The 25,639-nt window shown below is 70.7% G+C and carries 30 protein-coding genes, 1 tRNA gene and 1 riboswitch; of the genes, 26 read left to right on the forward strand and 5 right to left on the reverse strand.

The features are described 5' to 3' along the window. Positions 1-23 precede the first annotated feature (23 nt). Positions 24-89: riboswitch (guanidine-III (ykkC-III) riboswitch) on the forward strand. Between the two features lie 10 nt (positions 90-99). Both OVA26_RS06920 and OVA26_RS06925 read left to right on the forward strand, forming a co-directional pair. After that, entirely contained in the window at positions 100-423 is a 324-nt protein-coding gene (locus OVA26_RS06920) for a DMT family transporter (protein WP_268103562.1), read from the forward strand. A 130-nt stretch (positions 424-553) separates the two neighbouring features. After that, positions 554-1,867, forward strand: coding sequence for a hypothetical protein (locus tag OVA26_RS06925; protein ID WP_268103563.1), 1,314 nt, complete (start codon positions 554-556; stop codon positions 1,865-1,867). A 65-nt stretch (positions 1,868-1,932) separates the two neighbouring features. Here the strand turns inward: OVA26_RS06925 and OVA26_RS06930 are convergent, their stop codons facing one another. Further along, positions 1,933-2,217, reverse strand: a complete 285-nt coding sequence (locus OVA26_RS06930; RefSeq protein WP_268103564.1) for a hypothetical protein — start codon at positions 2,215-2,217, stop codon at positions 1,933-1,935. A gap of 112 nt (positions 2,218-2,329) precedes the next feature. On the opposite strand from OVA26_RS06930, the gene OVA26_RS06935 reads away from it, so the two are divergent. The 5 genes from OVA26_RS06935 to OVA26_RS06955 all read left to right on the forward strand — a co-directional run bounded on the left by OVA26_RS06935 (position 2,330) and on the right by OVA26_RS06955 (position 7,522). After that, the gene (locus OVA26_RS06935) at positions 2,330-3,505 is read left to right on the forward strand and encodes a sensor histidine kinase (RefSeq protein ID WP_268103565.1); all 1,176 of its coding nucleotides are present in this window, start codon (positions 2,330-2,332) and stop codon (positions 3,503-3,505) included. 128 nt (positions 3,506-3,633) lie between these two features. Next, a complete protein-coding gene (locus tag OVA26_RS06940) occupies positions 3,634-4,137 on the forward strand; it encodes an SRPBCC family protein (RefSeq protein WP_268103566.1) in 504 nt (167 codons plus the stop codon). Then, positions 4,134-5,615 carry a phytoene desaturase family protein gene (locus OVA26_RS06945; RefSeq protein WP_268103567.1) on the forward strand — a complete coding sequence of 494 codons (1,482 nt, stop codon included), beginning with the start codon at positions 4,134-4,136 and terminating at the stop codon, positions 5,613-5,615. Before OVA26_RS06940 ends, OVA26_RS06945 begins: the two co-directional genes overlap by 4 nt. A gap of 2 nt (positions 5,616-5,617) precedes the next feature. Then, complete coding sequence (locus OVA26_RS06950) at positions 5,618-6,442, forward strand: DNA-formamidopyrimidine glycosylase family protein (RefSeq protein WP_268103568.1); 825 nt, start codon at positions 5,618-5,620, stop codon at positions 6,440-6,442. 9 nt (positions 6,443-6,451) lie between these two features. Next, positions 6,452-7,522: a spore photoproduct lyase family protein gene (locus tag OVA26_RS06955; RefSeq protein WP_268103569.1), complete on the forward strand. Its 1,071-nt coding sequence runs from the start codon at positions 6,452-6,454 to the stop codon at positions 7,520-7,522. 3 nt (positions 7,523-7,525) lie between these two features. Here the strand turns inward: OVA26_RS06955 and OVA26_RS06960 are convergent, their stop codons facing one another. The 3 genes from OVA26_RS06960 to OVA26_RS06970 all read right to left on the reverse strand — a co-directional run bounded on the left by OVA26_RS06960 (position 7,526) and on the right by OVA26_RS06970 (position 8,561). Next, a complete protein-coding gene (locus tag OVA26_RS06960) occupies positions 7,526-7,675 on the reverse strand; it encodes a hypothetical protein (RefSeq protein WP_156371635.1) in 150 nt (49 codons plus the stop codon). Between the two features lie 171 nt (positions 7,676-7,846). After that, positions 7,847-8,179: a hypothetical protein gene (locus OVA26_RS06965; RefSeq protein WP_074694172.1), complete on the reverse strand. Its 333-nt coding sequence runs from the start codon at positions 8,177-8,179 to the stop codon at positions 7,847-7,849. A 1-nt stretch (position 8,180) separates the two neighbouring features. After that, positions 8,181-8,561 carry a DUF7882 family protein gene (locus OVA26_RS06970; RefSeq protein ID WP_268103570.1) on the reverse strand — a complete coding sequence of 127 codons (381 nt, stop codon included), beginning with the start codon at positions 8,559-8,561 and terminating at the stop codon, positions 8,181-8,183. Positions 8,562-8,676: 115 nt separating this feature from the next. Between OVA26_RS06970 and OVA26_RS06975 the strand changes: the two genes are divergently transcribed. The 8 genes from OVA26_RS06975 (at position 8,677) to OVA26_RS07010 (ending at position 12,774) form a co-directional block, all read left to right on the forward strand. After that, positions 8,677-9,231, forward strand: coding sequence for a MarR family winged helix-turn-helix transcriptional regulator (locus OVA26_RS06975; RefSeq protein WP_074694173.1), 555 nt, complete (start codon positions 8,677-8,679; stop codon positions 9,229-9,231). Then, positions 9,228-9,407, forward strand: a complete 180-nt coding sequence (locus OVA26_RS06980; protein WP_056227079.1) for a hypothetical protein — start codon at positions 9,228-9,230, stop codon at positions 9,405-9,407. The genes OVA26_RS06975 and OVA26_RS06980 overlap by 4 nt, the downstream gene beginning before the upstream one ends. Positions 9,408-9,476: 69 nt before the next feature. After that, positions 9,477-9,830 (forward strand): hypothetical protein, encoded by a 354-nt coding sequence (locus OVA26_RS06985; RefSeq protein ID WP_235556951.1) that lies wholly within the window; start codon positions 9,477-9,479, stop codon positions 9,828-9,830. A gap of 339 nt (positions 9,831-10,169) precedes the next feature. Then, entirely contained in the window at positions 10,170-11,339 is a 1,170-nt protein-coding gene (locus OVA26_RS06990; RefSeq protein WP_268103571.1) for an RtcB family protein, read from the forward strand. Positions 11,340-11,496: 157 nt separating this feature from the next. After that, positions 11,497-11,802, forward strand: a complete 306-nt coding sequence (locus OVA26_RS06995; protein WP_074694175.1) for a hypothetical protein — start codon at positions 11,497-11,499, stop codon at positions 11,800-11,802. Between the two features lie 102 nt (positions 11,803-11,904). Beyond that, complete coding sequence (locus OVA26_RS07000; RefSeq protein WP_268103572.1) at positions 11,905-12,354, forward strand: hypothetical protein; 450 nt, start codon at positions 11,905-11,907, stop codon at positions 12,352-12,354. Positions 12,355-12,436: 82 nt separating this feature from the next. Further along, entirely contained in the window at positions 12,437-12,610 is a 174-nt protein-coding gene (locus OVA26_RS07005; RefSeq protein ID WP_156371637.1) for a hypothetical protein, read from the forward strand. Between the two features lie 91 nt (positions 12,611-12,701). Next, positions 12,702-12,774, forward strand: a tRNA-Arg gene (locus OVA26_RS07010). 61 nt (positions 12,775-12,835) lie between these two features. Here OVA26_RS07010 and OVA26_RS07015 read toward each other — a convergent pair. Further along, positions 12,836-13,042, reverse strand: coding sequence for a DUF2188 domain-containing protein (locus OVA26_RS07015; RefSeq protein WP_260856196.1), 207 nt, complete (start codon positions 13,040-13,042; stop codon positions 12,836-12,838). Between the two features lie 109 nt (positions 13,043-13,151). Here OVA26_RS07015 and OVA26_RS07020 point away from each other — a divergent pair, with 109 nt between their 5' ends. The 11 genes from OVA26_RS07020 to rho all read left to right on the forward strand — a co-directional run bounded on the left by OVA26_RS07020 (position 13,152) and on the right by rho (position 25,636). Beyond that, the gene (locus OVA26_RS07020) at positions 13,152-13,406 is read left to right on the forward strand and encodes a DUF6458 family protein (RefSeq protein ID WP_144782163.1); all 255 of its coding nucleotides are present in this window, start codon (positions 13,152-13,154) and stop codon (positions 13,404-13,406) included. A gap of 31 nt (positions 13,407-13,437) precedes the next feature. Next, positions 13,438-14,592 (forward strand): serine/threonine-protein kinase, encoded by a 1,155-nt coding sequence (locus OVA26_RS07025; RefSeq protein ID WP_268103573.1) that lies wholly within the window; start codon positions 13,438-13,440, stop codon positions 14,590-14,592. Further along, positions 14,589-15,062 (forward strand): hypothetical protein, encoded by a 474-nt coding sequence (locus tag OVA26_RS07030; RefSeq protein WP_268103574.1) that lies wholly within the window; start codon positions 14,589-14,591, stop codon positions 15,060-15,062. The genes OVA26_RS07025 and OVA26_RS07030 overlap by 4 nt, the downstream gene beginning before the upstream one ends. A gap of 54 nt (positions 15,063-15,116) precedes the next feature. Further along, positions 15,117-15,920, forward strand: a complete 804-nt coding sequence (locus OVA26_RS07035; protein WP_268103575.1) for a transglutaminase-like domain-containing protein — start codon at positions 15,117-15,119, stop codon at positions 15,918-15,920. Positions 15,921-15,958: 38 nt separating this feature from the next. Further along, complete coding sequence (locus OVA26_RS07040; protein ID WP_268103576.1) at positions 15,959-17,623, forward strand: arginine--tRNA ligase; 1,665 nt, start codon at positions 15,959-15,961, stop codon at positions 17,621-17,623. 3 nt (positions 17,624-17,626) lie between these two features. Further along, a complete protein-coding gene (locus tag OVA26_RS07045) occupies positions 17,627-18,397 on the forward strand; it encodes an LmeA family phospholipid-binding protein (protein ID WP_074694181.1) in 771 nt (256 codons plus the stop codon). Positions 18,398-18,557: 160 nt separating this feature from the next. Then, positions 18,558-19,988, forward strand: a complete 1,431-nt coding sequence (gene lysA / locus OVA26_RS07050) for a diaminopimelate decarboxylase (RefSeq protein WP_268103577.1) — start codon at positions 18,558-18,560, stop codon at positions 19,986-19,988. Then, on the forward strand, positions 19,985-21,340 hold the full coding sequence (locus OVA26_RS07055) for a homoserine dehydrogenase (RefSeq protein WP_268103578.1): 1,356 nt from the start codon (positions 19,985-19,987) through the stop codon (positions 21,338-21,340). The genes lysA and OVA26_RS07055 overlap by 4 nt, the downstream gene beginning before the upstream one ends. A gap of 1 nt (position 21,341) precedes the next feature. Next, a complete protein-coding gene (gene thrC, locus OVA26_RS07060; RefSeq protein ID WP_268103579.1) occupies positions 21,342-22,424 on the forward strand; it encodes a threonine synthase in 1,083 nt (360 codons plus the stop codon). Beyond that, a complete protein-coding gene (gene thrB, locus OVA26_RS07065) occupies positions 22,421-23,353 on the forward strand; it encodes a homoserine kinase (RefSeq protein WP_268103580.1) in 933 nt (310 codons plus the stop codon). Before thrC ends, thrB begins: the two co-directional genes overlap by 4 nt. Before the next feature lie 153 nt (positions 23,354-23,506). Then, complete coding sequence (gene rho / locus OVA26_RS07070) at positions 23,507-25,636, forward strand: transcription termination factor Rho (RefSeq protein WP_268103581.1); 2,130 nt, start codon at positions 23,507-23,509, stop codon at positions 25,634-25,636. Positions 25,637-25,639: the final 3 nt, after the last annotated feature.

Below are 25,639 nucleotides of genomic sequence, written 5' to 3' on the forward strand. Positions count from 1 at the left end.
CCCAGGTCGGCTCGCTACCCTGGACACGGACGCCGACCCGCGTCCCCGGACGACGGATCAGTACCCGGACTGCGACAAGACTGGCCAAGGAGCACCGTCATGTCGTGGATCGTCCTCATCCTGTCCGGCATCCTCGAGGCCGTCTGGGCGACCGCCCTGGGTCGCAGCGAAGGTTTCACCAAGCTCTGGCCGAGCGTGATCTTCGGCGTTGCCCTCGTGGCATCCATGGGCGGTCTCGCCTTCGCGATGCGCGAGATCCCCACCGGAACGGCGTACGCGGTGTGGGTCGGGATCGGCGCCGCTCTCACCGTCGTGGTCGCGATGATCAGCGGGACCGAGGCCGTCTCGGCCGTCAAGGTGCTGCTCGTCCTGGGTCTGGTGGGGTGTGTCGTCGGCTTGAAGCTCGTGGGCGACAGCCACTGATCAGGGCATTTCCCCGAAAGTCAACCGGATGGAACGTTCGGTTTCATCCGGTACGATCCTCCCCAATTGCACTTGTCCGGGCCAGACACCGTCGTCACTCGCCCATGTCTTCCCCCGTGAAAGGTTCCGAGTGAGCGCACCGCCGAGCGAGCTTGCCCCCGCGACACGCCCGTCCCCCGTCATCGGGCGACAGCGTCGCCTCGATCGTGTGCGCGATTCGCGCCTCGGTCGTGCCCTCGCCCAGTACGGGCACGACGTCCTCCGCACGCCCGAGGGCATCGTCCCCGTCGAGCGGGGCGCGTTCACCAAGGTCCTGATCCTGTGGGCCATCGCCCGCGTGGTCAACTTCGGCATGCTGTGGGGCTTCTACTCGATCGCCAAGGCGGCCCGCTGGGGCTTCGGTCCCGACGGCGAGCGTCTCGGCACCTTCTGGGACTACCTGACGGGGTGGGATGCCGACCGCTACGGGCAGATCGCCGCGCAGGGCTACCCCATGTCGCTGCCGATGAACGTCTCGGGCGACATCCTGCCCAACAACTGGGCGTTCCTGCCCGTGTTCCCCACGATGGTGCGGGTGCTCTCGGATGCCACCGGTCTGGGGTGGCAGCCGGTCGCGGTGCTCTTGAGCCTCGGCGCGAGCCTCGGCGCCACCTGGTTGCTGTTCGTCCTCCTGCGCACGGTCACCAAGCCCCAGCCCGCGTGGTGGGCGGTCGTGTTCTTCTCCTTCGCGCCGATGTCGTTCCTCTTCGTGATCGGCTACAGCGAGGGCCTGTTCATGCTGCTGATGTTCGCGGGCATGCTGCTCGCCATCAAGCGGCGCTACCTCTGGATCCTCCCGATCGGGCTCATCACGGCGTACACGCGTCCGGGAGTCCTGGCCCTGGGTCTCGCCCTGGGCATCGTGTTCCTCGTGCGCTTCTTCCGCCGCAGGGTCGATCCGTTCCCGGTGCGCGAGTGGGCCTCGCTCATGGCATCCGGTCTCGTCATCGCCGCGGCGGGCCTGTCGTGGAACCACATCGCCCAGTACGTCACCGGAACCCACAACGCCTACATCCGCACCGAGCTCGGCTGGTGGCTCGACTACGTCGGCAACGACGAGTTCACGCCCTTCACCCCGTGGTTCCGTCAGGCGGGAACGCACCTCGGCGTGGTCGGCATCATCCTCGTGATCGCGCTGATCGTCGCCTTCGCGGCCCTCATGTGGTCGCGGCCGGTCCGCAAGCTCGGTCTCATGGTGGTGGCGTACGGCTTCAGCTACGGCGTCTACATCTTCGCGGTGTTCCTGCCGCAGCAGAGCACGTTCCGTCTGCTCATGCCGATGGCGCCGCTCATGGGTGACGAACGGTGGTCGTCGACGCCGCGGCGTCGCACGGCGATCCTGGTGGGATGCCTCGTGCTCCAGGCCGTGGCGATCCTCCTGCTGTGGACCCGCGGCAACCCGTGATCTGACGCTGACACGAGAGAGGGGCGGCGCCATACGGCGCCGTCCCTCTCTCGTTCCCGGACTCGTCAGTCGGGCTGTCCGCCGGGATCGACGGCGTCGATCACATCCTGTTCCGCGGCGTTGTCGGCATCCATCTCCGCTGATCCGGTCGCGTCCTCCTCGGTGCGCGCGAATGCCCCGGCCGACGGATCGGCGGCGCCGGCGGGTGCCGGTTCGGTCTCGGGCGGCAGGGGGATGGTGGGCTCGGCGGGGGTCGGGGCCGTCGGCTCGGCGGGGTTCGGGGCGGTGGGCTCCGCGGGAGCGGGCTGCGAGGGATCGGACGGGGCCTGGGGGAAGCTCGGTGTGCTCATTCCCCGACTCTGGGCGCCGCGGACGACCCGCGCGAGCCCCTTCCCGAAGAATCCGCCGCGGTGTATCCGTGGGCCGCTAGGCTTTCGGGGAATCCGACGACGAGGGGTCGATGTGTCCACCGCGCACGATGTGACGCGCCGCGAGGCGATCGCGCAATACCGCCTCATCGGCGAGCCGTCGGAGCCCGATCTGCAGGGGCTCGTCGAGCTCGCGGCCACGGTGTGCGACGTCCCCACCGCGGTGATCAACATCATCGACGACCGCATGCAGCATCAGGTCGCGGCCGTCGGCATCCAGGCCGCGTCGTGCGCGCGCGAGGACTCGATGTGCGCGGCGGTCATCAGCACTCCCGGCCGCGTCGTCGTCCCCGACGCCCGCCTCGACCCGCGCTTCGCGCAGAACGCCTTCGTCACCGGCGAGATCGCCTACACGCGCTTCTATGCCTCGAGTCCGCTCATCACCCCGGCGGGGGTGGCGATCGGTACGCTCTGCGTGTTCGACACCAAGGTCGGAGAGCTGTCGGATGCCAGCAGTCGAGCCCTCGACCTGCTCGCTCACCAGGTCATCGACGTTCTCGAACTGCGCCGCATCCAGCGCGATCTGCTGGAGTCGAACGCGCAGCTCGAGCAGTTCGCCGTCCAGGTGAGCCACGACCTCCGGAACCCCCTCACCGCTCTCGCGGGCTTCCTCGAGCTCGCCGCCGACAGTCCCGAGATGGTCGACGCGCCGCGCGCCGCGCAGTCGCTCGCCCGCGCCGAAGCGGCGGCGGGTCGCATGACGTCGATGGTCACCGATCTGCTCGACTTCGCGCGCATGGGCGGTGCGCGCCCGCACGTGACCCGGGTCGACGTCGCCGACACCGTCGACGCGGTGCTCGAAGACCTCGACGGGGCCCTGGTGGACACGGGGGCGGAGGTCACCGTCGAGGACGCGACGGTCGTCGACGCCGATGACACTCTCCTGCGCGTCCTGTTGCAGAACCTCATCGCCAACGCGGTGAAGTTCACGGTTGCGGCCGAGAAGGTCCCGCGCATCACCGTCAGCGTCGAAGAGCTTCCCGACGGGTGGCGCGTGAACGTCGATGACAACGGCGACGCCGTCGCCCCCGAGCTGCGCGACCGCGTGTTCGAGCCCATGCAGCGCGGGCACGGCGCCGAGGTGCAGGGGATCGGCATCGGTCTGGCCACCTGCCGGCGGATCGTCGAGGCCCACCACGGGTCGATCGGGCTCGATGCCTCTCCGTCGGGCGGAACCCGCGCCTGGTTCGTGCTGCCCGCAGCGGCCTGAGCGCTACCGGGCGAGGCGCCGGGGCGCAACCACCGCGACGGGTGTCCGAGCGGGGCCGTAGCGTGGGCCGTGTCGCGGAGGCCACCGGGTGCTCCGCCGCCGGTCCCGGATGCCGAGGAGGAACGCCCATGGCCCGCAACGTGCGCCTGATGCACTGCACGCCCGACGACGTCTTCCGGGTGCTCGCGAACGGGTGGCTCTACCCCCTATGGGTGGTGGGCACCTCGCGCATGCGCGATGTCGCCGACTCCTGGCCCGCCGAGGGGTCGACGCTCCACCACTCCTTCGGCCCGTGGCCACTGGTCGTCGACGACACCACCGTGATGCGCGAGTGGGACCCGCCCCGACGGGCCGTGCTCGAGCCGCACGGGGGACCCATCGGCGTCGCCCGTGTCGCGATCGACGTGAAGGCTCGCGGAGACCGCTGCGTCGTCCGCATCCAGGAGGAGCCCGTCACCGGCCCCACGACGCTCCTGCCCGACACGGTCTTCGACGCGATCACGCGCTACCGCAACGCCGAGACCCTGCACCGCCTGGCCTACCTCGCCGAGGGGGGAGCCCCCGGCACGCGCGACGGTGCGGCGGCCCTCGGCCATGAGTCCACCGCCGAGAAGGAGCCGATCGACCGATGAGCGAGAGCTACGACGCGATCATCGTCGGCTCCGGCCCGAACGGCCTGGCCGCGGCCGTCACCCTGGCCCGCGCGGGCTTGTCGGTCGCCGTGTACGAGAAGTCCTCCTCGTTCGGCGGAGCCGCGTCGACCGCCGAGCTGACCCTGCCCGGGTTCCGGCACGACGTCGGATCCGCCGTGCACCCCCTGGCCCTGGAGTCCTGGTTCTTCCGCGAGTTCGGTCTCGACCGTCGTGTGCCCTTCGTCGTACCCGAGGTATCGTACGCCCACCCCCTCGACGGCGGGCGTGCGGGTCTGGCCTATCGCGACCTCGCCCGGGCCGCCGAGGCGCTCGGTGTCGACGGACCGGCGTACGAGCGCCTCATGCGCCCCCTCGTCGACCACCTGCGCGGGGTCGCCGACTTCACGGGCAACGCGCTGCTGCGCGTCCCCGGCGATCCCCTCGCGGCGTTCTTCTTCGGCATCCGCGCTCTCGAGCAGGGCGGTCCGTGGTGGAACGCGCGCTTCCGCGAAGAGGTCGCACCGAGCATGATCACCGGCGTCTCGGCGCACACGATCCTGCATCAGCCCAGCATCGCCGCGGGCGGCGCGGGTCTGGTGCTCGCCACGTACGGTCACGGGCGCGGCTGGCCCATTCCGGTCGGCGGCAGCCAGTCGATCGCCGACGCGATGATCGACGACATCCGCGCCCACGGGGGAGTGCTGCACGCGGGCGTCGAGGTGACCTCCCTCGACGAGCTGCCCCCGGCCCGCGCGGTGCTCCTCGACACGACCCCGCGCTCGCTCATCCGGCTCACCGGAGACCGGATGCCGTCGGCTTACCGCCACGCGCTCGAGAGGTTCCGCTACGGCGGCGGTGTCGCCAAGGTCGACTTCGCCCTCTCCGACCCGGTGCCCTGGGCCCACGCCGACGTCGCGCGTTCGGGGACCGTGCACATCGGCGGGACCCGCGCCGAGATCGCGGCGGCCGAGAACGCGGTGGCCCGCGGTGATCTCGCCGACGCCCCGTACGTCCTGGCCGCTCAGCCCACCCTGTTCGACCCCACCCGCGCGCCCGAGGGGAAGCACGTCCTCTGGGCGTACACGCACGTGCCGTCGGGCAGCCCCGCCGACCGGGAAGAGGCCGTCGTCCGCCAGATCGAGCGCTTCGCGCCGGGCTTCCGCGACACCGTGCTGGCCACGTCGTCGCGGACCGCGGTCGACATCGCGGCGTGGAACCCCAACTTCCCCGGCGGCGACATCTCGGCCGGGGCTCCGACCCTCACCCAGCTCCTGGGTCGACCGGTCTACAGTCCCGACCCCTGGCGCACGCCGATGAAGGGCGTCTACCTGTGTTCGTCGTCGACGAGTCCGGGTCCGGGTGTCCATGGCCTTGCCGGGTGGCAGGCCGCTCTCAGCGCGCTCCGGCACGAGTTCGGCACGCGCCTGCGCCCCGACCTCGCTCCCCGCGCCGACCAGCTGCGCGCCACAGCTCCCTAGCCGTGCCCGAGGGCGACAGCGTCTACCGGCTCCGCCGACGGCTCGAGGCGGCCACTCTCGGTGCGGCGGTGCGCGACGGGGAGGTGCGGTCGGGGAACGCCGCCGGTCGATCCCTCGCGGGGCTCCGCATCGAGGGGTACGACACCCACGGCAAGCATCTGCTCACGCGTTTCGACGATGGATCGACCCTCCACACCCACCTGCGCATGCAGGGCAGCTGGACGATCACCCGGCCGGGTCGCGCGCTTCCCCGTGCGGTGCGCGAGACGGCGCGGGTGCGCATGCGGCTCGACGACGAGCGGGAGGTGTGGGGCCTCGACCTCCCCGTCGTGGAGTTCGTCCCCACCGCGCGCGAGAGCGATGCGATCGGATACCTGGGTCCCGACCCGCTGCGCGAGGACTGGGATGCCGCCGAGGCGGCGCGTCGACTCTCGATGCGGCCCGACCGGCCCTTCGTCGCGGCCCTGCTCGACCAGGCCGCGGTCGCCGGTCTTGGGAACCTCTGGGTGAACGAGCTCGCCTTTCTGCGCGGCATCCATCCCTTCGCCCCCATCGGGACGACGGATCTCGACGCGCTCGTGGCGCTCGCGGCGCGATGCCTGCGGATCTCGGCGACGGTGCCCGGGATGTACCAGGTCACGACGGGGGACCGGCGGAAGGGATCGTCGCACTGGGTGGCGGGGCGCGCCGGTCGACCATGTCTGCGCTGCGGAACCCGGGTGCGGGTGCGCGACGAGGTGCAGAACGATCCCGAGCAGCGACGGACCTGGTGGTGCCCGCAGTGTCAGCTGATGCCCGGAACCACCGATGTCGGAACCCCCGCGTAGAAACGAAGCATGGCCGTCGAGCGCGAGAATCTGCTGCGCGTCACCCGCATCTACGCGGAGGACGCCGCTCTCGAACTCGAGCGCGGCCGAGAGATCGTCGCGCGCTGGCCCGAGGCCGACATCGTGCCGGTCGCCTCGCACTGGCAGATCCCCGAGGTCCACGGCGACGAGAGCAACGTCGCGCGGTGGGTGCGCATCAAGACCGAGGCCCTCGTGCTCGGCGTCAAGAAGAGTGTGACGACCAGGGTCAACGGACGCTCCGCCGACTTCATCGCCCCCTCGCTCTCGAACGGTTGCGCGATGGCGTGCAGCTACTGCTACGTTCCGCGGCGCAAGGGGTACAGCAATCCGATCACGGTCTTCGCGAACATCGACCAGATCACCAGGCACCTGGCGCGGCACGTCGCCGCCCGCGGTCCGAAGACCGAGCCGAATCAGTGCGATGCGGACGCGTGGGTCTACGACATCGGCGAGAACGGCGACTGCTCGGTCGACGCGCTGATCAGTGAGAACGTCCGCGACGTCTGCGACCTGTTCCGGATGACGCCGACCGCCAAGGCGTCGTTCGCGACGAAGTTCGTCAACCGCGACCTTCTGGACTGGGATCCGGCGGGAAGAACGCGCATCCGGTTCTCGCTCATGCCGGCGGCCACGGCGAAGGTCACCGACCTGCGGACGTCACCCATGGGGGAGCGGATCGCGGCGATCAACGATTTCGTCGACGCGGGCTTCGAGGTGCACGTCAACGTCTCGCCCGTGATCCTGACGCCGACGTGGCTCGCCGACTGGTCGGAGCTGTTCGATCAGCTCGACGCCGTTCTCCACGCGCGCGCGAAGGCGCAACTGGCCTGCGAGGTGATCTTCCTGACCCACAACGAGGGGCTGCACGAGGTGAATCTCGGATGGCACCCGAGGGGCGAAGAACTGCTGTGGACGCCCTCGCTGCAAGAAGAGAAGACGTCCCAGAACGGAGCGGTGAACGTGCGGTACCGGCATCCGTTGAAGGCCCAGGCCGTGGCGGCCCTCACCGACCTGATCGCTCGGAAGCTTCCGTACTGCCGCGTGCGCTACGCGTTCTGATCTTCAGCCGATGTCGCCGGTGGGGGAGTCGTCGGTCGTGGCCGCGTCATCCGCGTCCTGCTGAGCCGCGGCGCCTTCGTCGGGCGATTCGCTCCCGGCCCCGTTCGAGTTCTGGTCGGGGGCGCCGTCCGCGCGTCCGTCGTGATTCGTCATGATTCTCCTCTTCGTCGTCGTACGGGGGCGACGCTCGCACGAACGGCGAGACGTGTCCAGGGGGTCGACGGGTTCAGAGCGGAGCGGTTCCGAATCGTTCCGCGAAGTCGGCGTTGGCGGCATCCTCGAAGTCGTCGGCCTCGTCGCGAAGATCGATCTCGTTCACGGCGATCACAGGTACGGCGCCAGGGCGCCGGCGGTGAGGGCGAGGGCCAGCGCGGTGCCGCCCACACCGGTCGCGGTGAGCACGGTCGCCCGCTCGAGGCGGCGGCGGCGCGAGACGTTCGCGGGGTGCGTGGTGGACCGCAGCGACGCTTTCGCCGTGTCGAGGGAGTCGTATCGGCCGACCGGGACGCCGTGGGCGTCGCGTGAGACGAATCCTCCGGCGACCTGGTCGACGCAGCCGAAGTACTCGCCGCCGCGGTGGGCGACCCAGAAGCCGGTGTCGACCTTGGCCCAGAGGATGCGCGCGGTCGCCAGCGCGGTGGGAGTTGCCGTGTCCATGTCAGGCCGCTGCCGAGAGGGTGCGACGACGGACGGGGGTGGTTGCCCGTGCCGGCTGGGGGCGGTGCGCGGTGTCGCTCGTGGGGATCTCGACGTTCAGGTCGACGACGAGTCCAGCGGAGGAGTTGGCCATGTCGGCCATGTTCTTCAGGACGGTCGCGTTCAGCGTCTCGGGCTCCGCCGAGTCGAAGACGAAGCGCATCGGAATCGCGGGCTGCAGCCAGAGCGTGGACCGTCCGGGAGTGCCGTCGACGTGGGTCCAGCTGAGGGTGAAGCTCTCGCTGCGGCGAAGCTTCGTGGTCATGACGACCTTGAGGTGCGACAGCAGGCGATCGGGAATGCGGATCGACTCGGTCGACGTGCCGTAGTACAGGTGGCCCATGGGGTACTCCCTTCGGAAGCGATTAGCTGTACGTAGAACATAATCGGTTAGTAACTAGTTTGTCTAACTATTATTTCGGATGTATAGTCACGGGGAAGAGCGGGAGGAGTGTGTCATGACTGACGTCGATACCGCATCCCACCGGCCCGCATCCCCCGAGCCCGTGGATGAGGTGACCTACTGGTACGGCGACGAGCCCGCCGACCGCCGTCAGCGCAGCAAAGCGGTGCTCGAAGCTCTCCGTATCTATCGCGCCGCCGAGGTCGCGATGCGACGTCGTACGCGCGACTCCATGTCGATGGGTGAGAACGAGCTGCTCGTCCTGCGCTACCTGTTGCGCGATGCCGAACGACAGGTGCGACCGGGGGAGCTCACCCGATATCTCGGGCTGTCGACCGCGTCGACGACGGCCATCCTCGACCGCCTGGAGCGTTCGGGCCACATCACCCGTGCCGCGAACCCGGGCGACCGTCGCAGCATCTTCATCCAGGCCACCCCACGCGCGCACGCCGAGGTGCGCCAGACCCTCGGCAACATGCACGATCGCATGCTCGCGGCCGTGATCGACATGACGCCCGACGAGTCGGCCGCGGTCGTGGCGTTCCTCCGCCGCATGAGCGACGCCGTCGACGGCGTCGCCCTCGAGACCCCGGCGGTCGATTCCCCGTGATCTACGTGCTCGTCGGCGGCCCGCGCGACGGACAGCACGTGGACGATCTGCCTCGCGGCTACCGCCTGTCGCTCAGCGACCCGCAGCCCGAACCTTTCGGAGAGTTCGACACCGTCCGCGCGGTGTGGTTCGAGCTCGACGAGGCCATGTTCCGTTCGCGGCAGCGTCGCGACTGACCCGTACCCCACGTCCGCCTGGGGGGCAAGCCGCCCCTGTCCTCGCGCGCACCCCGCCAGGGTGGGCTCATGCGATGTGTGACCTATGCCGGCGAGACAGTGATCACCACCGACGACGTCGCGGCGTCGTTGATCGAGTTGACCGCGGCGGTGGCCAAGGAGGGTCAGGCCGAGGCCGTCAGCATCCCCATCGTCACCGATGACAGGAAGGTCGCCCAGGCAGAGCTCGTCATCGGCGTCGGCAACGACGTGCTCTCCGCTCCGCTGGAGTGGCACGACGAGGAGCCCGACTTCTCGCACGCCGCCGCGGAACTCAAGGACCACCGTCTCTTCCCGCGTCCGCACCTGCGGGCCGTCGAGTCCGATGCGAGCGACGACGACGAGCCCCTGGACTACGACTTCGATCAGCCCACCGAGGCTTAGCCGGGACGGGTGAGGGGGTGCCCCTCGACGGGTGAACATCGGCACGGGTCTTGTCACCGAGTGGTGGCATCCGTTATGTTCTCAAGTCCGTGCCGACCGGCGCGGTGAGCCGAGGAAAGACGAGACCATGACCGCCATGCGCGATCTGAGTTCGGAGCAGCAGGGGCATTACCTGCCGTTCCTCCCCTCGTCGTACCCTCCGGCGCCGGTCGTCTAGACACCCGTCTTCTCACGCCCCGCACCGTCAGGTCGGGGCGTTTCCCTTTCCATCGGTGGGGGAGGCCTCGACCCGAGGCTCGACTCCCCGCGCGTCAGCGCACCACACGAAGGAAAGGACCCATGCAGAAGCTCACCGAACGACTCGTGTCGTGGGCGAGCCTGATCGATGACAAGACCATCGAGCAGGCACGCACCTCGTCGCGGATGCCGTTCATCTTCCCCCACCTCGCCCTCATGCCCGACGCCCACCTGGGGCTCGGAGCGACGGTCGGATCGGTGATCCCGACGCTCGGGGCGATCATGCCCGCGGCCGTCGGCGTCGACATCGGCTGCGGCATGATCGCCGTCAAGACGCAGTTCACGGCCGCCGACCTCGACGGGCACGACCTGTCCGAGCTGCGGCAGCAGATCGAGCGCGCCATCCCGCTGTCTGCCGGCCGCGACAACCGTAAGATCGTCGCAACCGCCGAGCCGCGCATCGCCGAGCTCGAGGCGCTGGCCGAGACGGCCGGGTTCGACCCGGCTTCGTACGCGGGCCACTGGCGGCATCAGCTCGGGTCGCTGGGCAGCGGCAACCACTTCATCGAGATCTCGCTCGACGAGAACGACGACGTGTGGATGTTCCTGCACTCCGGGTCGCGGGGCATCGGCAACCGCATCGCGAAGCACCACATCGGTGTCGCGCAGCGCCTGGCGAGGCAGTGGTGGATCGAGCTCCCGCATCCCGACCTCGCCTACCTCGTCGAGGGCACGCCGGAGTTCGCGGCGTACATCCGCGAGCTGCGGTGGGCGCAGCACTTCGCCCTGCTCAACCGTGAAGAGATGATGGACCGCGTCGCGAACCAGCTCGGTCGCTTCCTCGACACCCCCGTCGACGAGCGGGAGCGGATCAACTGCCACCACAACTTCACCGAGTCCGAGATGCACTTCGGCAAGAGGGTGTGGGTGTCGCGCAAGGGCGCGATCATGGCCGATGCCGGTCGCCCCGGGCTCATCCCCGGGTCGATGGGCACCGCCTCGTACGTCGTCGAGGGGCGCGGCAACCCCGTCGCGTTGAACTCCTCGCCGCACGGCGCGGGGCGGGAGTACTCGCGATCGGCCGCCCGGAAGACTTTCACGCACGAGCAGCTGCGGGAAGCCATGACGGGGATCGAGTACCGGGACACCGACGCGTTCATCGACGAGATCCCGCAGGCGTACAAGCCGATCGACCGGGTCATGGCCGATGCCGCCGACCTCGTCACGGTCCGGCACACGCTGCGCCAGATCGTCAACGTGAAGGGCGATTGAGACGGATGCCATGGCTGCCGCACCGCAGCCATGGCATCCGCCGTTCGGCCGGGGTGGGATACATCGCTCGGGGGATGCGGGAGACGAGGCGGTTCGGCACGATGGAGAAGAGCTCGCGAAGCCCCGCGGGCGGACACTTCCCCCGGAGTGGAGTTCCATGTCGCCCGATCGTGCCCGGACCATCGACCACCGTCCCGATCCCTCCGACGGCAGAGAACGGCAGAGCGCGTGCATCCGTCTCGCTCAGGCTCGTCTCGCCGCGTTCGTCGAGAGCACGGCCGACGACGTCGACGAGACCTCGGATGCGGCCGTGACCGCCCTGCGTTCCGCCGTGTCGTCGGGTGCCGATCTCGACCGGATCTCTGCGGAGCTCGAGGTCAGCACGGGGGCGATCCAGGCGATCGTCGACGGCTCGGTCCCGCTGCGGAGCCTGCACCCCGACGATCGGCTCAGACCCGACTGAGACCGGCGCGGGCGCCTCGCGTCGTCGGTTCGCGGGGACGCCGGCCCCCGCTGTCGTCCCCGGGGTTACGCTCGGGGGCAGGAAAAGGGCGAAGGCGGCGAGATGGGCGAGCGCAAGTTCGAGTGGGGCGGGCTGAGTGCCGACCGCGGCGACTACGTCACCGCGGGGGAGGCGCTGGCGATGCTCGAGGTGCTCGTCATCGCGCAGGCCGACCTCGACGTCACGACCGAGCTGCGCAACGGTGCGGCCTGGGCGCGCTTCTCGCGCGGGGGGCGCTGGGCCGTCGTGTCGACGCCCGGATCCCGCTGGTTCTCGGTCGAGACCGACACGGGACACCGCCTGCAGATCGTGGATGCCAACACCTCGAAGGACCAGAGCGCTCAGCTCCTCGCGGTACACGTCGACGTCGCCGAGGCGTACGTCCGCGGAGAGGCGATGCCCGTCCGGGCCGGTGGTCTCGGCGGGTCCGTGCTCACGGTCGACGTGAACGGACGGCAGGTGCTGCTGACCCAGTCCGTCGGGCGACGCGTGCGGGGTCTGTTCGGTCGCTAGGCCCGACGGGCGCTCCGGTCAAGCCGGTGCTCCCCGCCCGCGCTCTTGCCAGGCTGGGAGGGTACGCGACGAAGGGAATCCCATGAGCGACCCGCAGAACTCCGCCCCGGCCGACGACGCCGCCGACCTCGGCGACGACCCCACGGTCAAGCCGAGCCAAGAGAACGACGTCGACGAGGAGGCGAAGGCCCCTTCGAAGGACGACCCGAACGCCGACCACCAGGCGACGGGCATCGGAGTCATCGGCGACGAGTGATCCGGATGCCGCGGGGCGGGCGCCGGTGACCGTCGGCGCTCGCCCCGCGGGTCGGGGGAGCGCCCGCCGCGGTGCTAATCTTGACCGGTCCGCCTCCGTAGCTCAGGGGATAGAGCGTTGGTTTCCGGTACCAAAGGTCGCTGGTTCGATTCCAGTCGGGGGCACACGAAGAAGGCCGCGATCACCTCGATCGCGGCCTTTCGTCTGCGTGGGACGGCTCCGGGGTCAGTCCTCGTCGGTGACGGCGCCGGTGGGCTCCGCGTCTTCGACGATGTGCTGCGAACCGAGTTCGTCGGCGACGGCGCGACCCTGGTCGATCGCCTCCTCTCGGCTCGAGAAGCTCGCCGACAGTTCGGGTCGGCCCTCGACCGCGTTCTCCCACTGGCCGCGGTTCGATCGGGTGGTCACGTCGTTCTGGCTCATGGCATCCATGGGACACCTCTTCGAGCTCCGGCACCCCCGTCTTGACAGGCGTTGTCAAGACCACTCGGGGTTTCGCGGGGTGCTGAGAAGGTGGGATCACCTTCGAAAGGGGTCTGTCATGAGCATCGGAGCCGGTATCGCGCTGTTCGTCATCGGCGCCGTCCTCGCCTTCGCGGTCAACCTCCCGAACGAGTTCGTCGACCTCACCACGATCGGCTACATCATGATGGGGGCGGGCGTCGTGGTCTTCCTCATCGGAGTGGTGCTGTTGATGCGCCGTCGGCAAACCGATACCGTCACCCGCACCGAAGCAGCAGGGGGCGCCCAGGTGACCCGATCCACCACGCGCTCCTCGAACGACGACCTCGTCTGAGTCCCTCGGGGTCGAGCCCCGGAGAACGATCATGACCGAACCCACCCCCACCGTCGCCTACGACCCGGCCGTCGACGACCTGTTCGACGGGCGTTACCGTCTCGGGCGCCTTCTCGGCAGAGGCGGCTATGCCCGGGTGTACGAGGCGGTCGACACCGCGCTCGAGCGCACGCTCGCCCTCAAGATCATCGACGGCGACGGCGCCGACGCCTCGGACGTCGCCCGCGTGCGATCCGAGATCCGGCTCCTCGCCTCGCTGTCGCACCCCTCGCTCGTCACGCTGTACGACGCCAAGCTCGATGCGCAGCCGGCCTACCTGGCGATGGAGCTCATCTCAGGCCCCACGCTCACGGATCGCATCGCGCGGGGCCCGCTGCCCGGCCCCGAGGTCGCCCGCGTCGGTCGCGAGATCGCCGAGGCGTTCGCCGTCATCCACGGGCGAGGCATCGTGCATCGCGACGTCAAGCCGTCGAACATCCTCATCCGCCCGGCCGCCCACACGGGCGAGACCCCGAGGGCCACGCTCGCCGACTTCGGCATCGCGTCGCTGGTCGGGGCGACACGGGTCACGCGCGCCGACACCGTGATCGGTACGGCGGCGTACCTCAGTCCCGAACAGGCTCGGGGCATGCCGGCGGCCCCCGCGAGCGACGTGTACGCGCTGGGTCTGGTGCTCCTCGAAGCGCTGACCGGCTCGCGCCCCTTCGGCTCGCGGACGCCGCACGAGGCCCTGGCGGCACGCCTCGTCTCGCCCCCCGAGATCCCGGCGCAGATCCCGGCGGCCTGGCGCGAGGTGCTCGAGAAGATGACCGCGATCGAGCCGAGTGAGAGACCGGATGCCACGGGCCTGATCGTCGCGCTCAGGACGCTCTCGGGGGTCGCCGTCCCCCCGCCCCTGCCGTCGACGCCGGCGGCGGCGGTCACGACCGCCGCTCTTCCCGGGAGCACGGCCCCTACGCGGGTCTTCGAGCCGTCGGCCCGGTCCGAGCGGACCGCGGCGCCCCGCCGACTCTCGCGACGCACGATCGTGATCGGGGCGATCGCCGCGGTCCTGCTGGCCGTGGGCGCCATCGGCACCGCCGTCGCCCTCGGCGGGGCGGGAGCATCACCCGAGCCCGCTCTGCCGACGCTGCCGCAACCTCTCGACCAGCACATGGACGATCTCTGGAAAGAGGTGGCCCCGTGATCCGCCGTGTCGCTCCCCTCGCCGGAATCCTGCTCGCCGGGGTCCTCGCGCTCGCCGCGTGCACCCCGCCCGCCGAGGCTCCCACGGCGTGGCAGCAGAACGTGCAGACGGTGGCCGACCAGGCCTCGAGCGGGGACTACGCCTCCGCCCTCGCGAGCCTCGACGCCCTCGAGGCCGACGTCATCGCCCGCCGCGACGCCGGTGAGATCTCGGCGGAGGAGGCCGACGGCATCCTGAGCCGGATCGCCACCGTCCGCGCCGATCTCACCTCGCTCGCCCCGAGTCCCAGCCCGACCCCGACGACGGAGCCGAGCCCCGAGCAGTCGCAGGACACGGTGACCGACGACGGCGGCGACGAGCCGGCGCAGCCCGCCCCCGACGACAAGGGGCCGGGCGGCAAGGACGACAAGGCGCCGGGCAACGGGAACGGGAACGGCAACGGTAAGGGCCCCGGTAAGAAGGACGGGTGATCGGCTTCGCGCCCGCCGGGCCGAGGGGGTCCGAACGCGTGCGAGGATTGCCCGGTGCCGCGCCGCGTGACCGCTGAACTCGACCTCGATCTCGGGGCCTCCGTCGACCTCATCTTCCAGATCACGGCCGCGCGCGGAGCGCCCGTCGTCGACGAGAAGCTCACGTTCGCGCAGGGTGAGCGGCGGTACTCAGCGACCGAACTCGTGGACCAGGCCGGCAGTCGTCTGCACCGCCTCACCGCCGAGGAAGGTCCTCTCTCGGTGCGGTACGACGCGCTCGTCGTCGGTCCCGCGCAGAGCCCTCGCACGAGCGACCTCGACACCATCGGGTACCTGCGTCCGAGCCGCTACTGCCAGTCCGACGAGGTGTTCGCCCAGGCGCGCCGGCAGTTCCGTGGCCTGGCCGGGCACGACCTCCTGGCCGCGGTCTCGGGCTTCGTGGCATCCACCGTCACCTATACGCCGGGGCTCAGTTTCGGCACCGACAGCGCCGTGACGACCCTTGCCACGGGTCAGGGCGTGTGCCGCGACTACGCGCACCTCGTGATCGCCCTGCTGCGGGCCATGGACATGCCCGCCCGCTACGCCGCCTGCTTCGCGCCCGGGCTCGATCCGATGGATTTCCACGCCGTCGCCGAGGTCTACCTCGACGGGGCCTGGTACGTCGTGGATGCGACGCGTCTCGCCGATCGCCGATCGCTGGTGCGCATCGCCACGGGACGCGACGCCGCCGACTGCGCGTTCCTCAGCTACCACGGCGGGTACGTGGGTCTCGAGCGGATGCGCGTGGATGCCGCCATCGAGGGCGTCGACGCGACGGAGCCCGACGACCACGAGGCGCTGGTCCAGATCGCCTGACGCGGGCGCCCCGGCGCCGCGCCTAGACTTGAAGGGTTATGGATCCCGCAGCCCTCTCCGCCGCCCTGCTCGCCGTCATCGCCCCGCTCGCCGAGGCGCGACGAGAGGGTTCGTCCGCCGGGATCACGGCCGCCGACCTACCGCTCGAACGGCCCAAGAACCGCGATCACGGCGATTGGGCGTCCAACGCCGCCCTGAAGCTGTCGAAGATCGTCGGGGTGAACCCTCGCGAGTTCGCCGCCGAGATCGCCGCGGGCCTCGAGGCCGTCGAGGGCATCGCGAGCGTCGAGGTCGCCGGCCCCGGCTTCATCAACATCCGCCTCGATGCCGCGGCCGCCGGTGCCCTGGCCCGCACGATCGTCGAGCAGGGGGCCGCGTTCGGCACCAACGACACCCAGCGCGGGAACACGATCAATCTCGAGTTCGTCAGCGCCAACCCCACCGGTCCGCTGCACATCGGCCACACCCGGTGGGCGGCCCTGGGCGACGCGATCGCGCGCGTGCTGCTGGCCAGCGGCGCGACCCTCGTGCGCGAGTTCTACATCAACGACGCCGGGGCCCAGATGGAGCGCTTCGGGCGCTCCGTGGTCGCGGCGATCGTGGGCGAGCCGACTCCCGAGGACGGATACGGCGGGGCGTACATCGCGGCTCTCGCGGAGCGGGTGCACGCCGCGCGCACCGACATCCTCGACCTCGATCGCGCCGAGCAGATCTCCGTCGCCACCGAGCTGGCCTACGGGTTCCAGCTCGGCGAGATCCAGGCCTCGCTCGCGCGCTTCAACGTCCACTTCGACGTCTGGTTCTCGGAGCGCGACCTGCACGCGCGGATCGAGGGCCAGCCGAGCCTCGTCGACGAGGCCGTGGACCGCCTGCGCGAGCAGGGGCACGTTTTCGACGAGGACGACGCCGTGTGGGTGCGCACGACCGACTTCGGCGACGACAAGAACCGCGTCATCCGGCGCTCGAACGGCGAGTACACCTACTTCGCCGCCGATGCCGCGTACTACCTGAACAAGGGCGACCGCGGTTTCGCGCACAAGATCTACCTGCTCGGCGCCGACCACCACGGCTACGTGCACCGCCTCAAGGCCCTCGCGGGTGCGGCGGGAGACGACCCCGACAAGGACATCGAGGTGCTCATCGGTCAGCTCGTGTCGATCAACGGCGCGCGCCTGTCGAAGCGGGCCGGCAACATCGTCGAGCTCGACGACCTGCAGGCCTGGCTCGGCACCGACGCCCTGCGGTACTCGCTCGCGCGCTACCCGGCCGATTCTCCGCTGACGCTCGACCCCGAGATCCTGCAGAAGCGCACGAACGACAACCCCGTCTTCTACGTGCAGTACGCGCACGCCCGCACGCACAACGTGGCCCGCAACGCCGCCGACTCGGGTGTCGACCGCTCGGAGTTCGCCCCCGAGCTCCTCGCCCACGAGACCGAATCGGCTCTGCTGGGCGCGCTGCAGGAGTACCCGCGCATCGTCGCGTACGCCGCCGAGGTGCGCGAGCCGCACCGCGTCGCGCGCTACCTCGAGGAGCTCGCGGGTCTCTACCACCGCTGGTACGACAACTGCCGCGTCATCCCGCTCGGCGACGCCCCGGTCGAACCCGTGCACCGCACGCGTTTGTGGCTGAACGACGCCACCGGACAGGTGCTGCGCAACGGCCTCGACCTGCTCGGCGTCAGCGCTCCGGAGCGGATGTAGAGCATGACGGATGCCACGGCTCCCCGTCGCCGGACGGGCCGCTGGATCGCGGTGCTGGTGGTGGCCGTGGTGCTGCTCGCCGTGGCCGCCGTCGCCGCCGAGTTCATCGCGCGCTCCGTGGTGACGAGCACGGTCCGTTCGCTCGTCGTGAAGAACGTCGGTCTCCCCGACGATCAGAACGTCGACGTGTCGGTCGCCGGTCTCGTGCTGCCGCAGCTCATCGGCGGACGCCTCGACGAGGTCGCCGTCTCGTCGAACGATGTGACCCTCGGGCCCATCACCGGTGACGTCCGCGTCGACTTGCGTGGAGTGCCCGTCTCGGGCGGCGGGGCGGCCGACGGCGGCGTCGCGTCGGTCCGCCTCGACCAGGACCAGCTGAAGGCCCTGCTGGCCGAGGTCCCCGACTTCCCGGCGAGCACGATCACCGTCTCCGCCCCCGACGTCAAGCTCGACACCTCGCTCTCGCTCTTCGGCATCGCGATCCCCGTGGGCGTCGGAGTGACCCCGGGCGCGGCCGCGGGCGACCTGACGTTGACCCCGTCGTCGTTCCAGGTGGGCGGCAACGCGATCGACGCCGACACGCTGCGCGGCCAGTTCGGCGGCATCGCCGATTCCCTCCTCACGGAGCGGAGCCTGTGCATCGCCGACCGCCTGCCGAAGGGGCTAACCCTCACCTCGGCCACCGTGCAGGGACAGGACCTCGTCGCGACGTTCGATGTGGCCGGTGGCATCCTGAACGATCCGGCGCTGCAGAGCGACGGCACCTGCGGCTGATCGACGCGCGGTGGGTCGTCCGCCGCCCCGAGCGACGTGGGAAAGGGGCGGCATACGACGTGCCCTAGACTGCAAGGACTGCCCGCCGCGTGACTCTCCGCGCGGGTGGGAGCCGTGATCCGCGGCCGTCGCGTCGCCGCAAAACCCGATTGGTCCCCCTGTGTCCGCCTCGCACTCCGCGCTCGTGCCCGCCTGGCTCACCGCCCCGGCCAAAGCGAACGAGCTCGTCGCCTCCATCTGGCCCTCGTCCGCGCATCGTGTCGCGGACGGCTCCGTCGAGGTCGGCGGCGTTTCGGTCTTCGACCTGCGCGACCGCTTCGGCACCCCCCTGTACGTGCTCGATGAGAACGAGGTGCGCGACCACGCCCGCCGTGCGCGCGCCGCCTTCGACGCCGCAGCCGCGCGCCACGGCATCCGGGCCCGCGTGTACTACGCCGGCAAGGCGTTCCTCTCGACCGAGGTCGTGCGCTGGGTCGTCGACGAGGGACTCGCCGTCGATGTCTGCACGCGCGGTGAGCTCGAGGTCGCGCTCGCCGCGGGCGCCGACCCGGCACGCCTGGGCTTCCACGGCAACAACAAGAACGTGTCCGAGCTCGAGCGCGCTGTCGAGGTGGGCATCGGCTCGGTCGTCGTCGACAGCCCCATCGAGATCGAGCGTCTCGCCGCCATCGCCGAGCGCCGCGGCGCCGTGCAGTCGGTGCTCGTGCGCGTGCGCACCGGCGTGCACGCCGAGACCCACGCGTTCCTCGCCACCGCCCACGAAGACCAGAAGTTCGGTTTCTCGCTCGAGGGGGCGGCCGAGGCCGTGGCCCGCATCCGCGAGCTGTCGAGCCTGCGCTTCGTCGGTCTGCACGCCCACATCGGCTCGCAGATCTTCGACTCCTCCGGCTTCCGCGAGTCGGCGGCGCGCCTGGTCGACCTGCATGCCGACCTGCTCGCCGGGGGAGAGATCCCCCTGCTCAACGTCGGCGGCGGCTTCGGCATCTCGTACACCGCGGTCGACGACCCCAAGCCCATCGAAGAGATCGCCGACGGCATCGTCGACGCCATCGCCGACGAGTGCGCGGTGCGCGGCATCGCGATGCCCGACGTCGCCACCGAGCCCGGTCGCGTCATCGTCGGCCAGGCCGGCGTCACCCTCTACGAGGTGGGCACGGTCAAGACGGTCACCGCCGGCGAAGACCTCGACCGCACCTACGTCAGCGTCGACGGCGGCATGAGCGACAACGCCCGGCCCGCCCTCTACGGCGCCGACTTCTCGGCGCGGCTGGTCTCGCGCACGAGCTCCGCGGCCCCGGCCCTCGCGCGCGTCGTCGGCCGGCACTGCGAGTCGGGAGACATCGTGGTGGATGCCGAGTACCTCCCGGCCGACGTCACCCCCGGTGACCTGCTGGCCGTTCCCGCCACCGGCGCCTACTGCTTCTCGCTCGCGAGCAACTACAACTACACGCCGCGCCCCCCGGTCGTCGCCGTGCGCGACGGACAGGCCCGCGTGATCGTCCGCGGCGAGAGCATCGACGACCTCCTCGCGCGCGACGCCGGGATCCCGGCATCCGCTCCTTCCGCTACACCCCACGGAGACACCGAATGACCGACTACCGCACGCTCCGCGTGGCGCTCCTCGGCGCCGGCGCCGTCGGCTCGCAGGTCGCCGACCTGCTGCTCAAGCACGGCGACGAGCTCGCTGACCGCGCGGGCGCGAAGCTCGAACTCGCCGGCATCGCCGTGCGCGACCTCGACGCCAAGCGCGACGTCGACCTGCCGCGCGAGCTGTTCACCACCGACGCCGACACCCTCATCGTCGGCAGCGACATCGTCATCGAGCTCATGGGCGGCATCGAACCCGCCCGCACGCAGGTGCTGCACGCGATCGCCTCGGGCGCCGACGTCGTCACCGCCAACAAGGCGTTGCTGGCCACGCACGGCTCCGAGGTCTTCGAGGCCGCCGACCAGGTGGGCGCCGAGGTGTACTACGAGGCCGCCGCCGCCGGTGCGATCCCCATCATCCGGCCGCTGCGCGACTCGCTCGCCGGTGACCGCGTCGTGCGCATCATGGGCATCGTCAACGGCACGACGAACTACATCCTCGACCGCATGGACACCGAGGGCGCCGACTTCGGCGACGTGCTCGCCCAGGCGCAGGCGCTCGGCTACGCCGAGGCCGACCCCACCGCCGACGTCGAGGGCTACGACGCCGCGCAGAAGGCCGCGATCCTCGCGAGCCTCGCGTTCCACACGACGGTTCCCCTCGATGCCGTCCACCGCGAGGGCATCACCTCGGTCGATGCCGCGATGATCGAATCGGCGCGGCACGCGGGGTACGTCATCAAGCTCCTCGCCGTGTGCGAGCGGCTCGCCGCCGAGGACGGCGGCACCGAGTCGATCTCGGTGCGCGTGTACCCGGCCCTCGTCGAGCGCACCCACCCGCTGGCGAGCGTCCACGGCGCGAACAACGCCGTCTTCGTCCAGGCCGAGGCCGCGGGCGACCTGATGTTCTACGGCGCCGGCGCCGGCGGGGTGCAGACCGCGTCGGCCGTGCTCGGCGACGTCGTCTCGGCCGCGCGCCGCCACATCGCCGGGGGAGTGGGCGTCGGCGAGTCGACGCGCGCGAACCTCCCCGCCGTGCCGATCGGTCACGTCATCACGCGCTACCAGATCACGCTCGAGGTCGACGACCAACCGGGTGTCCTCGCCACCGTCGCGGGCATCCTCAGCGAGGGGCGCGTGTCGATCGCGACCGTCGAGCAGACCGTCATCGAGCAGACTCCGGATGCCGACGACTCGGCAGCCGCGACAGGCTCAGCGACCGGAGCGGGATCCGCCCGCCTGGTCATCGGAACACACAAGGCCCGCGAGCAGGATTTGAGCGAGACCGTCGAGCGTCTCGCCGCGAGCGGCGTCGTCGAGCGCGTGGTCTCCGTGCTGCGTGTGGAAGGGAACTGACATGGCACACCTCTGGGGCGGAGTCCTCCGCGAATACGCCGACCGTCTGGGTGTCACCGACGCCTCCACCGTCGTCACCCTGGGCGAGGGCGGCACGCCGCTGCTGCCCGCACCCGCGCTGTCGCGTCGCACCGGCGCCGACGTGTGGGTGAAGTACGAGGGCATGAACCCGACGGGCTCCTTCAAGGACCGCGGCATGACCGTGGCCCTCTCGCGCGCCGTCGAGCACGGCGCGAAGGCCGTCATCTGCGCCTCGACCGGCAACACCTCGGCCTCGGCCGCGGCCTACGCCGCCCACGCGGGCATCACCGCCGCGGTCCTCGTACCCGAGGGCAAGATCGCGATGGGCAAGCTCAGCCAGGCCGTGGCGCACAACGGCCGACTCATCCAGATCCGCGGCAACTTCGACGACTGCCTCGAGATCGCGCGCGAGCTCGCCGTCCACTACCCGGTGCACCTGGTCAACTCGGTGAACCCCGACCGCATCGAGGGGCAGAAGACCGCCGCCTACGAGGTCGTCGAGGTTCTGGGCGACGCCCCCGACTTCCACTTCATCCCCGTCGGCAACGCGGGCAACTACACGGCGTACTCGCGCGGCTACCGCGAAGAGGCCGCCCGCGGCGTCGCCACGCGCGTACCTCGCATGTTCGGCTTCCAGGCCGCCGGCTCCGCCCCCCTCGTGCGCGGCGAGGTCGTCAAGCAGCCCGAGACCATCGCGAGCGCGATCCGCATCGGCAATCCCGCGTCGTGGGAGTTGGCTCTCGAGGCCCGTGACGCCACCGACGGCTACTTCGGCGCGATCGACGACGCCGGCATCCTCGAGGCGCAGAAGATCCTCGCCGGCGAGGTGGGCATCTTCGTCGAGCCCGCCTCGGCCATCAGCGTCGCGGGTCTGCTCGAGCGCGCCGAGGCGGGCGTCGTGCCCGCCGGCGCGAAGGTCGTGCTCACCGTCACCGGCCACGGTCTCAAGGACCCCCAGTGGGCCCTGCGTCGTGCCGACGGCACCGACGTGTCGCCCACGGTCGTCGACGCCGCCACCTCGGAGGTCGCCTCCGTGCTCGACCTGCAGCCGGTGACCGCGTGAGCTCAGGCCCCGGTCGTCGGGTCGCCGTCCGCGTTCCCGCCACCAGCGCGAACCTCGGGCCCGGCTTCGACACCCTCGGCCTCGCGCTGAGCGTCTACGACGAGCTCGTCGTCGAGCAGCTCGACGGCGACCGGCTCGAGATCGAGGTCGAGGGGGAGGGGACGGCGGACGTCCCCCGCGACGCCTCGCACCTCGTAGTGCGCGCGATGGCGCACACGTACGCCTCGGTCGGTCGTTCCCTGCCGGGGCTGCGACTGACGGCGCACAACGTGATCCCGCACGGGCGCGGCATGGGGTCGTCCGGGGCCGCCGTGGTCGCCGGCATCCTGGCCGCGAAGGGACTGCTCGAGGGAGAGGTCGCCTTCAGCGACGTCGATCTGCTGCGGTTGGCCACCGAGATGGAGGGCCACCCCGACAACGTCGCGCCCGGCCTGTTCGGCGGACTCACCATCGCGTGGATGGATGCCGCCGGCCCCCAGCACAAGCAGCTCATCGTCCACCGCGGCGTCTCTCCGCTGGTCTTCGTCCCGAGCTTCACCATGTCGACCGCGGTGGCGCGGAGCCTGCAGCCCCTGCAGGTGCCGCGCGAGGATGCGGTGTTCAACGTCTCGCGTTCGGCCCTGCTGATCGCCGCGATGACGCAGAGCCCCGAGCTGTTGATGGCGGCGACCGAAGACAAGCTGCACCAGAACTATCGCGCGCAGGCCATGCCCGAGACCGATCGGCTCGTGCGGGCCCTCCGCGCGGAGGGGTACGCGGCGGTCGTGTCGGGGGCCGGGCCCAGCGTGCTGGTGTTGGCCGACGGGCCAGGGCAGCGACTTGAGGCGGCAAATCTTATGGCATCCGTGGTCGACACCCCGTGGCAGGCGCTCATGCTCGCCGTCGACGTTAAGGGTGGTACAGTGAAAAACGCAGAGGGTTCCGCGTAACTTCGCGAATCTGAGCCTCTGCACCACCTGCGAAATCCGCAACACATCGCGAACCCGGTATCGGCTGCAGTCTCCCGAACCGCTGGTGTCCTTCGTCTGCGTTCTGCACGGCGAAGCGCGATCTGATCACGTTTCATTTTCTGAGGAGCACTCGTGGAGTCCATCTCCGAGACCCAGCCCGTCGACGCGCCCGAGGGCGCCGAGACCCCCGCCGACGAGCAGCCGAAGGCTGCGGCGGAGGGCACCGACACCGAACAGACCCCCGAGGGCGCCGACGCCCCCGCGGCCGAGGAGCCCGCTGAGGCGGCCGCCGACGCGCAGCCCGAGGCGCTGTTCACCGACGACGCCCTCGCCGCTGAGGCCCCGGCCGAAGCGGTCGCGGACGCGCCCGCCGCCGACGCACCCGCTGCCGAGGCTTCCGCCTCGGAGGCGCCTGCCGCCGATGCTGCCGCGGAGCCCGCCGCCGAAGAGGCGGCCCCGGTCGAGAAGCCCGCACGCGCCCCGCGCAAGCGTGCCCCGCGCCGTGCCAAGAGCGCGACCGCCGAAGAGACGGCCGCCGCCGAAGCCGCCGCCGCCGAAGCGAAGGCCGCCGCTGACGCCGCCGCCGCCGAGGCGCCCGCCGCCGAGGCCGCGACCGACGAGTCCGCGACGACCCCCGTCACGACGGCCGCCGACGTGGCCGCCGACGCCGAGACCGAGACCCCCGCGGTCGCCGCTGACGCGTCCGCCGCCGAGGCGCCCGCCGCCGACACCGCGCCCGCCGAGGGCGACGACGAGCAGGCCGACGCCGCGCCCGCCGACGGTGCCGCCGAGCAGGCCGACGAGGCCCCGGCCCGCGGCCGTGGCCGCAGCCGCTCGCGCAACCGCAACCGCAACAAGACCGACGCCGACAAGGCCGAGGCTCCGGCCCAGCCCGCCGCCGACGAGGCCGAGGCCCCGCAGCAGCAGGGCGGCCAGCGCGAGAACGGCCGCGACAACGCCCAGCGCGACAACGCCCAGAACGGACAGCAGGCCCAGCAGCAGCAGGGCGGGGCGGCAAACAGCCGCAACCGTCAGCGCAACAAGCGCCGCGGCCAGAGCACCACGGGTGACGAGTTCGAGACCGAGATCGGCGAGGACGACGTGCTCGTCCCCATCGCCGGTGTCCTCGACGTGCTCGACAACTACGCCTTCGTGCGCACCACCGGCTATCTGCCCGGTCCCAGCGACGTCTACGTCTCGCTCGGTCAGGTCAAGAAGTACAACCTCCGCAAGGGCGACGCCGTCGTCGGCGCCATCAAGCAGCCCCGCGAGGGCGAGCAGCAGGGCCGCCAGAAGTACAACGCCCTCGTGCAGGTCGACTCAATCAACGGTCTGTCGGTCGACGACGCCGCCACGCGCGTCGAGTTCACCAACCTCACGCCCCTGTACCCCCAGGAGCGCCTGCGCCTCGAGACCGGTCCCGAGAAGCTCACGCAGCGCATCATCGACCTGGTCGCCCCGGTCGGCAAGGGCCAGCGCGGCCTGATCGTCGCGCCCCCCAAGGCCGGTAAGACGATCGTGCTGCAGCAGATCGCCAACGCGATCGCGACGAACAACCCCGAGGTCCACCTCATGGTCGTGCTCGTCGACGAGCGTCCCGAAGAGGTCACCGACATGCAGCGCACCGTGCGCGGCGAGGTCATCGCCTCGACCTTCGACCGCCCGGCCGAAGACCACACCACCGTCGCCGAGCTGGCCATCGAGCGCGCGAAGCGTCTCGTCGAGCTCGGTCGCGACGTCGTCGTGCTGCTCGACTCGATCACGCGCCTCGGCCGCGCGTACAACCTCGCCGCCCCCACCTCGGGCCGCGTGCTCTCGGGCGGTGTCGACGCCTCGGCGCTGTACCCGCCGAAGCGCTTCTTCGGCGCCGCGCGCAACATCGAGAACGGCGGATCGCTCACGATCCTCGCGACGGCCCTCGTCGAGACCGGCTCCAAGATGGACGACGTGATCTTCGAGGAGTTCAAGGGCACCGGCAACAGCGAGCTGCGCCTGAACCGTCAGCTCGCCGACAAGCGCATCTTCCCGGCCGTCGACGTCAACGCGTCGAGCACCCGCCGCGAAGAGATGCTGCTGTCGAACGACGAGGTCAAGATCACCTGGAAGCTGCGTCGTGCGCTGGCCGGCCTCGAGCCCCAGCAGGCCCTCGAGGTCGTGCTCGGAAAGCTCAAGGAGACCCAGTCGAACGTCGAGTTCCTGGTGCAGATGCAGAAGTCGATCCCGGCGCCCGCGCGCGGCGGTGACGACAACAGCATCCGCTGAGCC

The sequence above is a fragment of the Microbacterium sp. SL62 genome, from assembly GCF_026672635.1.
Classification (GTDB): domain Bacteria; phylum Actinomycetota; class Actinomycetes; order Actinomycetales; family Microbacteriaceae; genus Microbacterium; species Microbacterium testaceum_A.

Excerpts from the sequence above, each read along its gene's own strand:
- OVA26_RS06990 (WP_268103571.1), top strand. The coding sequence starts at position 10,170 with ATGCAGAAGCTCACCGAACGACTCGTGTCGTGGGCGAGCCTGATCGAT.
- OVA26_RS07000 (WP_268103572.1), top strand. The coding sequence starts at position 11,905 with ATGGGCGAGCGCAAGTTCGAGTGGGGCGGGCTGAGTGCCGACCGCGGC.
- OVA26_RS07025 (WP_268103573.1), top strand. The coding sequence starts at position 13,438 with ATGACCGAACCCACCCCCACCGTCGCCTACGACCCGGCCGTCGACGAC.
- OVA26_RS06945 (WP_268103567.1), top strand. The coding sequence starts at position 4,134 with ATGAGCGAGAGCTACGACGCGATCATCGTCGGCTCCGGCCCGAACGGC.
- OVA26_RS06940 (WP_268103566.1), top strand. The coding sequence starts at position 3,634 with ATGGCCCGCAACGTGCGCCTGATGCACTGCACGCCCGACGACGTCTTC.
- OVA26_RS07055 (WP_268103578.1), top strand. The coding sequence starts at position 19,985 with ATGACCGACTACCGCACGCTCCGCGTGGCGCTCCTCGGCGCCGGCGCC.
- OVA26_RS07020 (WP_144782163.1), top strand. The coding sequence starts at position 13,152 with ATGAGCATCGGAGCCGGTATCGCGCTGTTCGTCATCGGCGCCGTCCTC.
- OVA26_RS07040 (WP_268103576.1), top strand. The coding sequence starts at position 15,959 with ATGGATCCCGCAGCCCTCTCCGCCGCCCTGCTCGCCGTCATCGCCCCG.
- OVA26_RS06995 (WP_074694175.1), top strand. The coding sequence starts at position 11,497 with ATGTCGCCCGATCGTGCCCGGACCATCGACCACCGTCCCGATCCCTCC.
- OVA26_RS07015 (WP_260856196.1), bottom strand. The coding sequence starts at position 13,042 with ATGGATGCCATGAGCCAGAACGACGTGACCACCCGATCGAACCGCGGC.
- OVA26_RS06960 (WP_156371635.1), bottom strand. The coding sequence starts at position 7,675 with ATGACGAATCACGACGGACGCGCGGACGGCGCCCCCGACCAGAACTCG.
- OVA26_RS06920 (WP_268103562.1), top strand. The coding sequence starts at position 100 with ATGTCGTGGATCGTCCTCATCCTGTCCGGCATCCTCGAGGCCGTCTGG.
- OVA26_RS07045 (WP_074694181.1), top strand. The coding sequence starts at position 17,627 with ATGACGGATGCCACGGCTCCCCGTCGCCGGACGGGCCGCTGGATCGCG.
- OVA26_RS06975 (WP_074694173.1), top strand. The coding sequence starts at position 8,677 with ATGACTGACGTCGATACCGCATCCCACCGGCCCGCATCCCCCGAGCCC.
- thrC (WP_268103579.1), top strand. The coding sequence starts at position 21,342 with ATGGCACACCTCTGGGGCGGAGTCCTCCGCGAATACGCCGACCGTCTG.
- OVA26_RS07005 (WP_156371637.1), top strand. The coding sequence starts at position 12,437 with ATGAGCGACCCGCAGAACTCCGCCCCGGCCGACGACGCCGCCGACCTC.
- OVA26_RS06970 (WP_268103570.1), bottom strand. The coding sequence starts at position 8,561 with ATGGGCCACCTGTACTACGGCACGTCGACCGAGTCGATCCGCATTCCC.
- OVA26_RS06930 (WP_268103564.1), bottom strand. The coding sequence starts at position 2,217 with ATGAGCACACCGAGCTTCCCCCAGGCCCCGTCCGATCCCTCGCAGCCC.
- OVA26_RS06985 (WP_235556951.1), top strand. The coding sequence starts at position 9,477 with ATGCGATGTGTGACCTATGCCGGCGAGACAGTGATCACCACCGACGAC.
- OVA26_RS06955 (WP_268103569.1), top strand. The coding sequence starts at position 6,452 with ATGGCCGTCGAGCGCGAGAATCTGCTGCGCGTCACCCGCATCTACGCG.
- OVA26_RS06965 (WP_074694172.1), bottom strand. The coding sequence starts at position 8,179 with ATGGACACGGCAACTCCCACCGCGCTGGCGACCGCGCGCATCCTCTGG.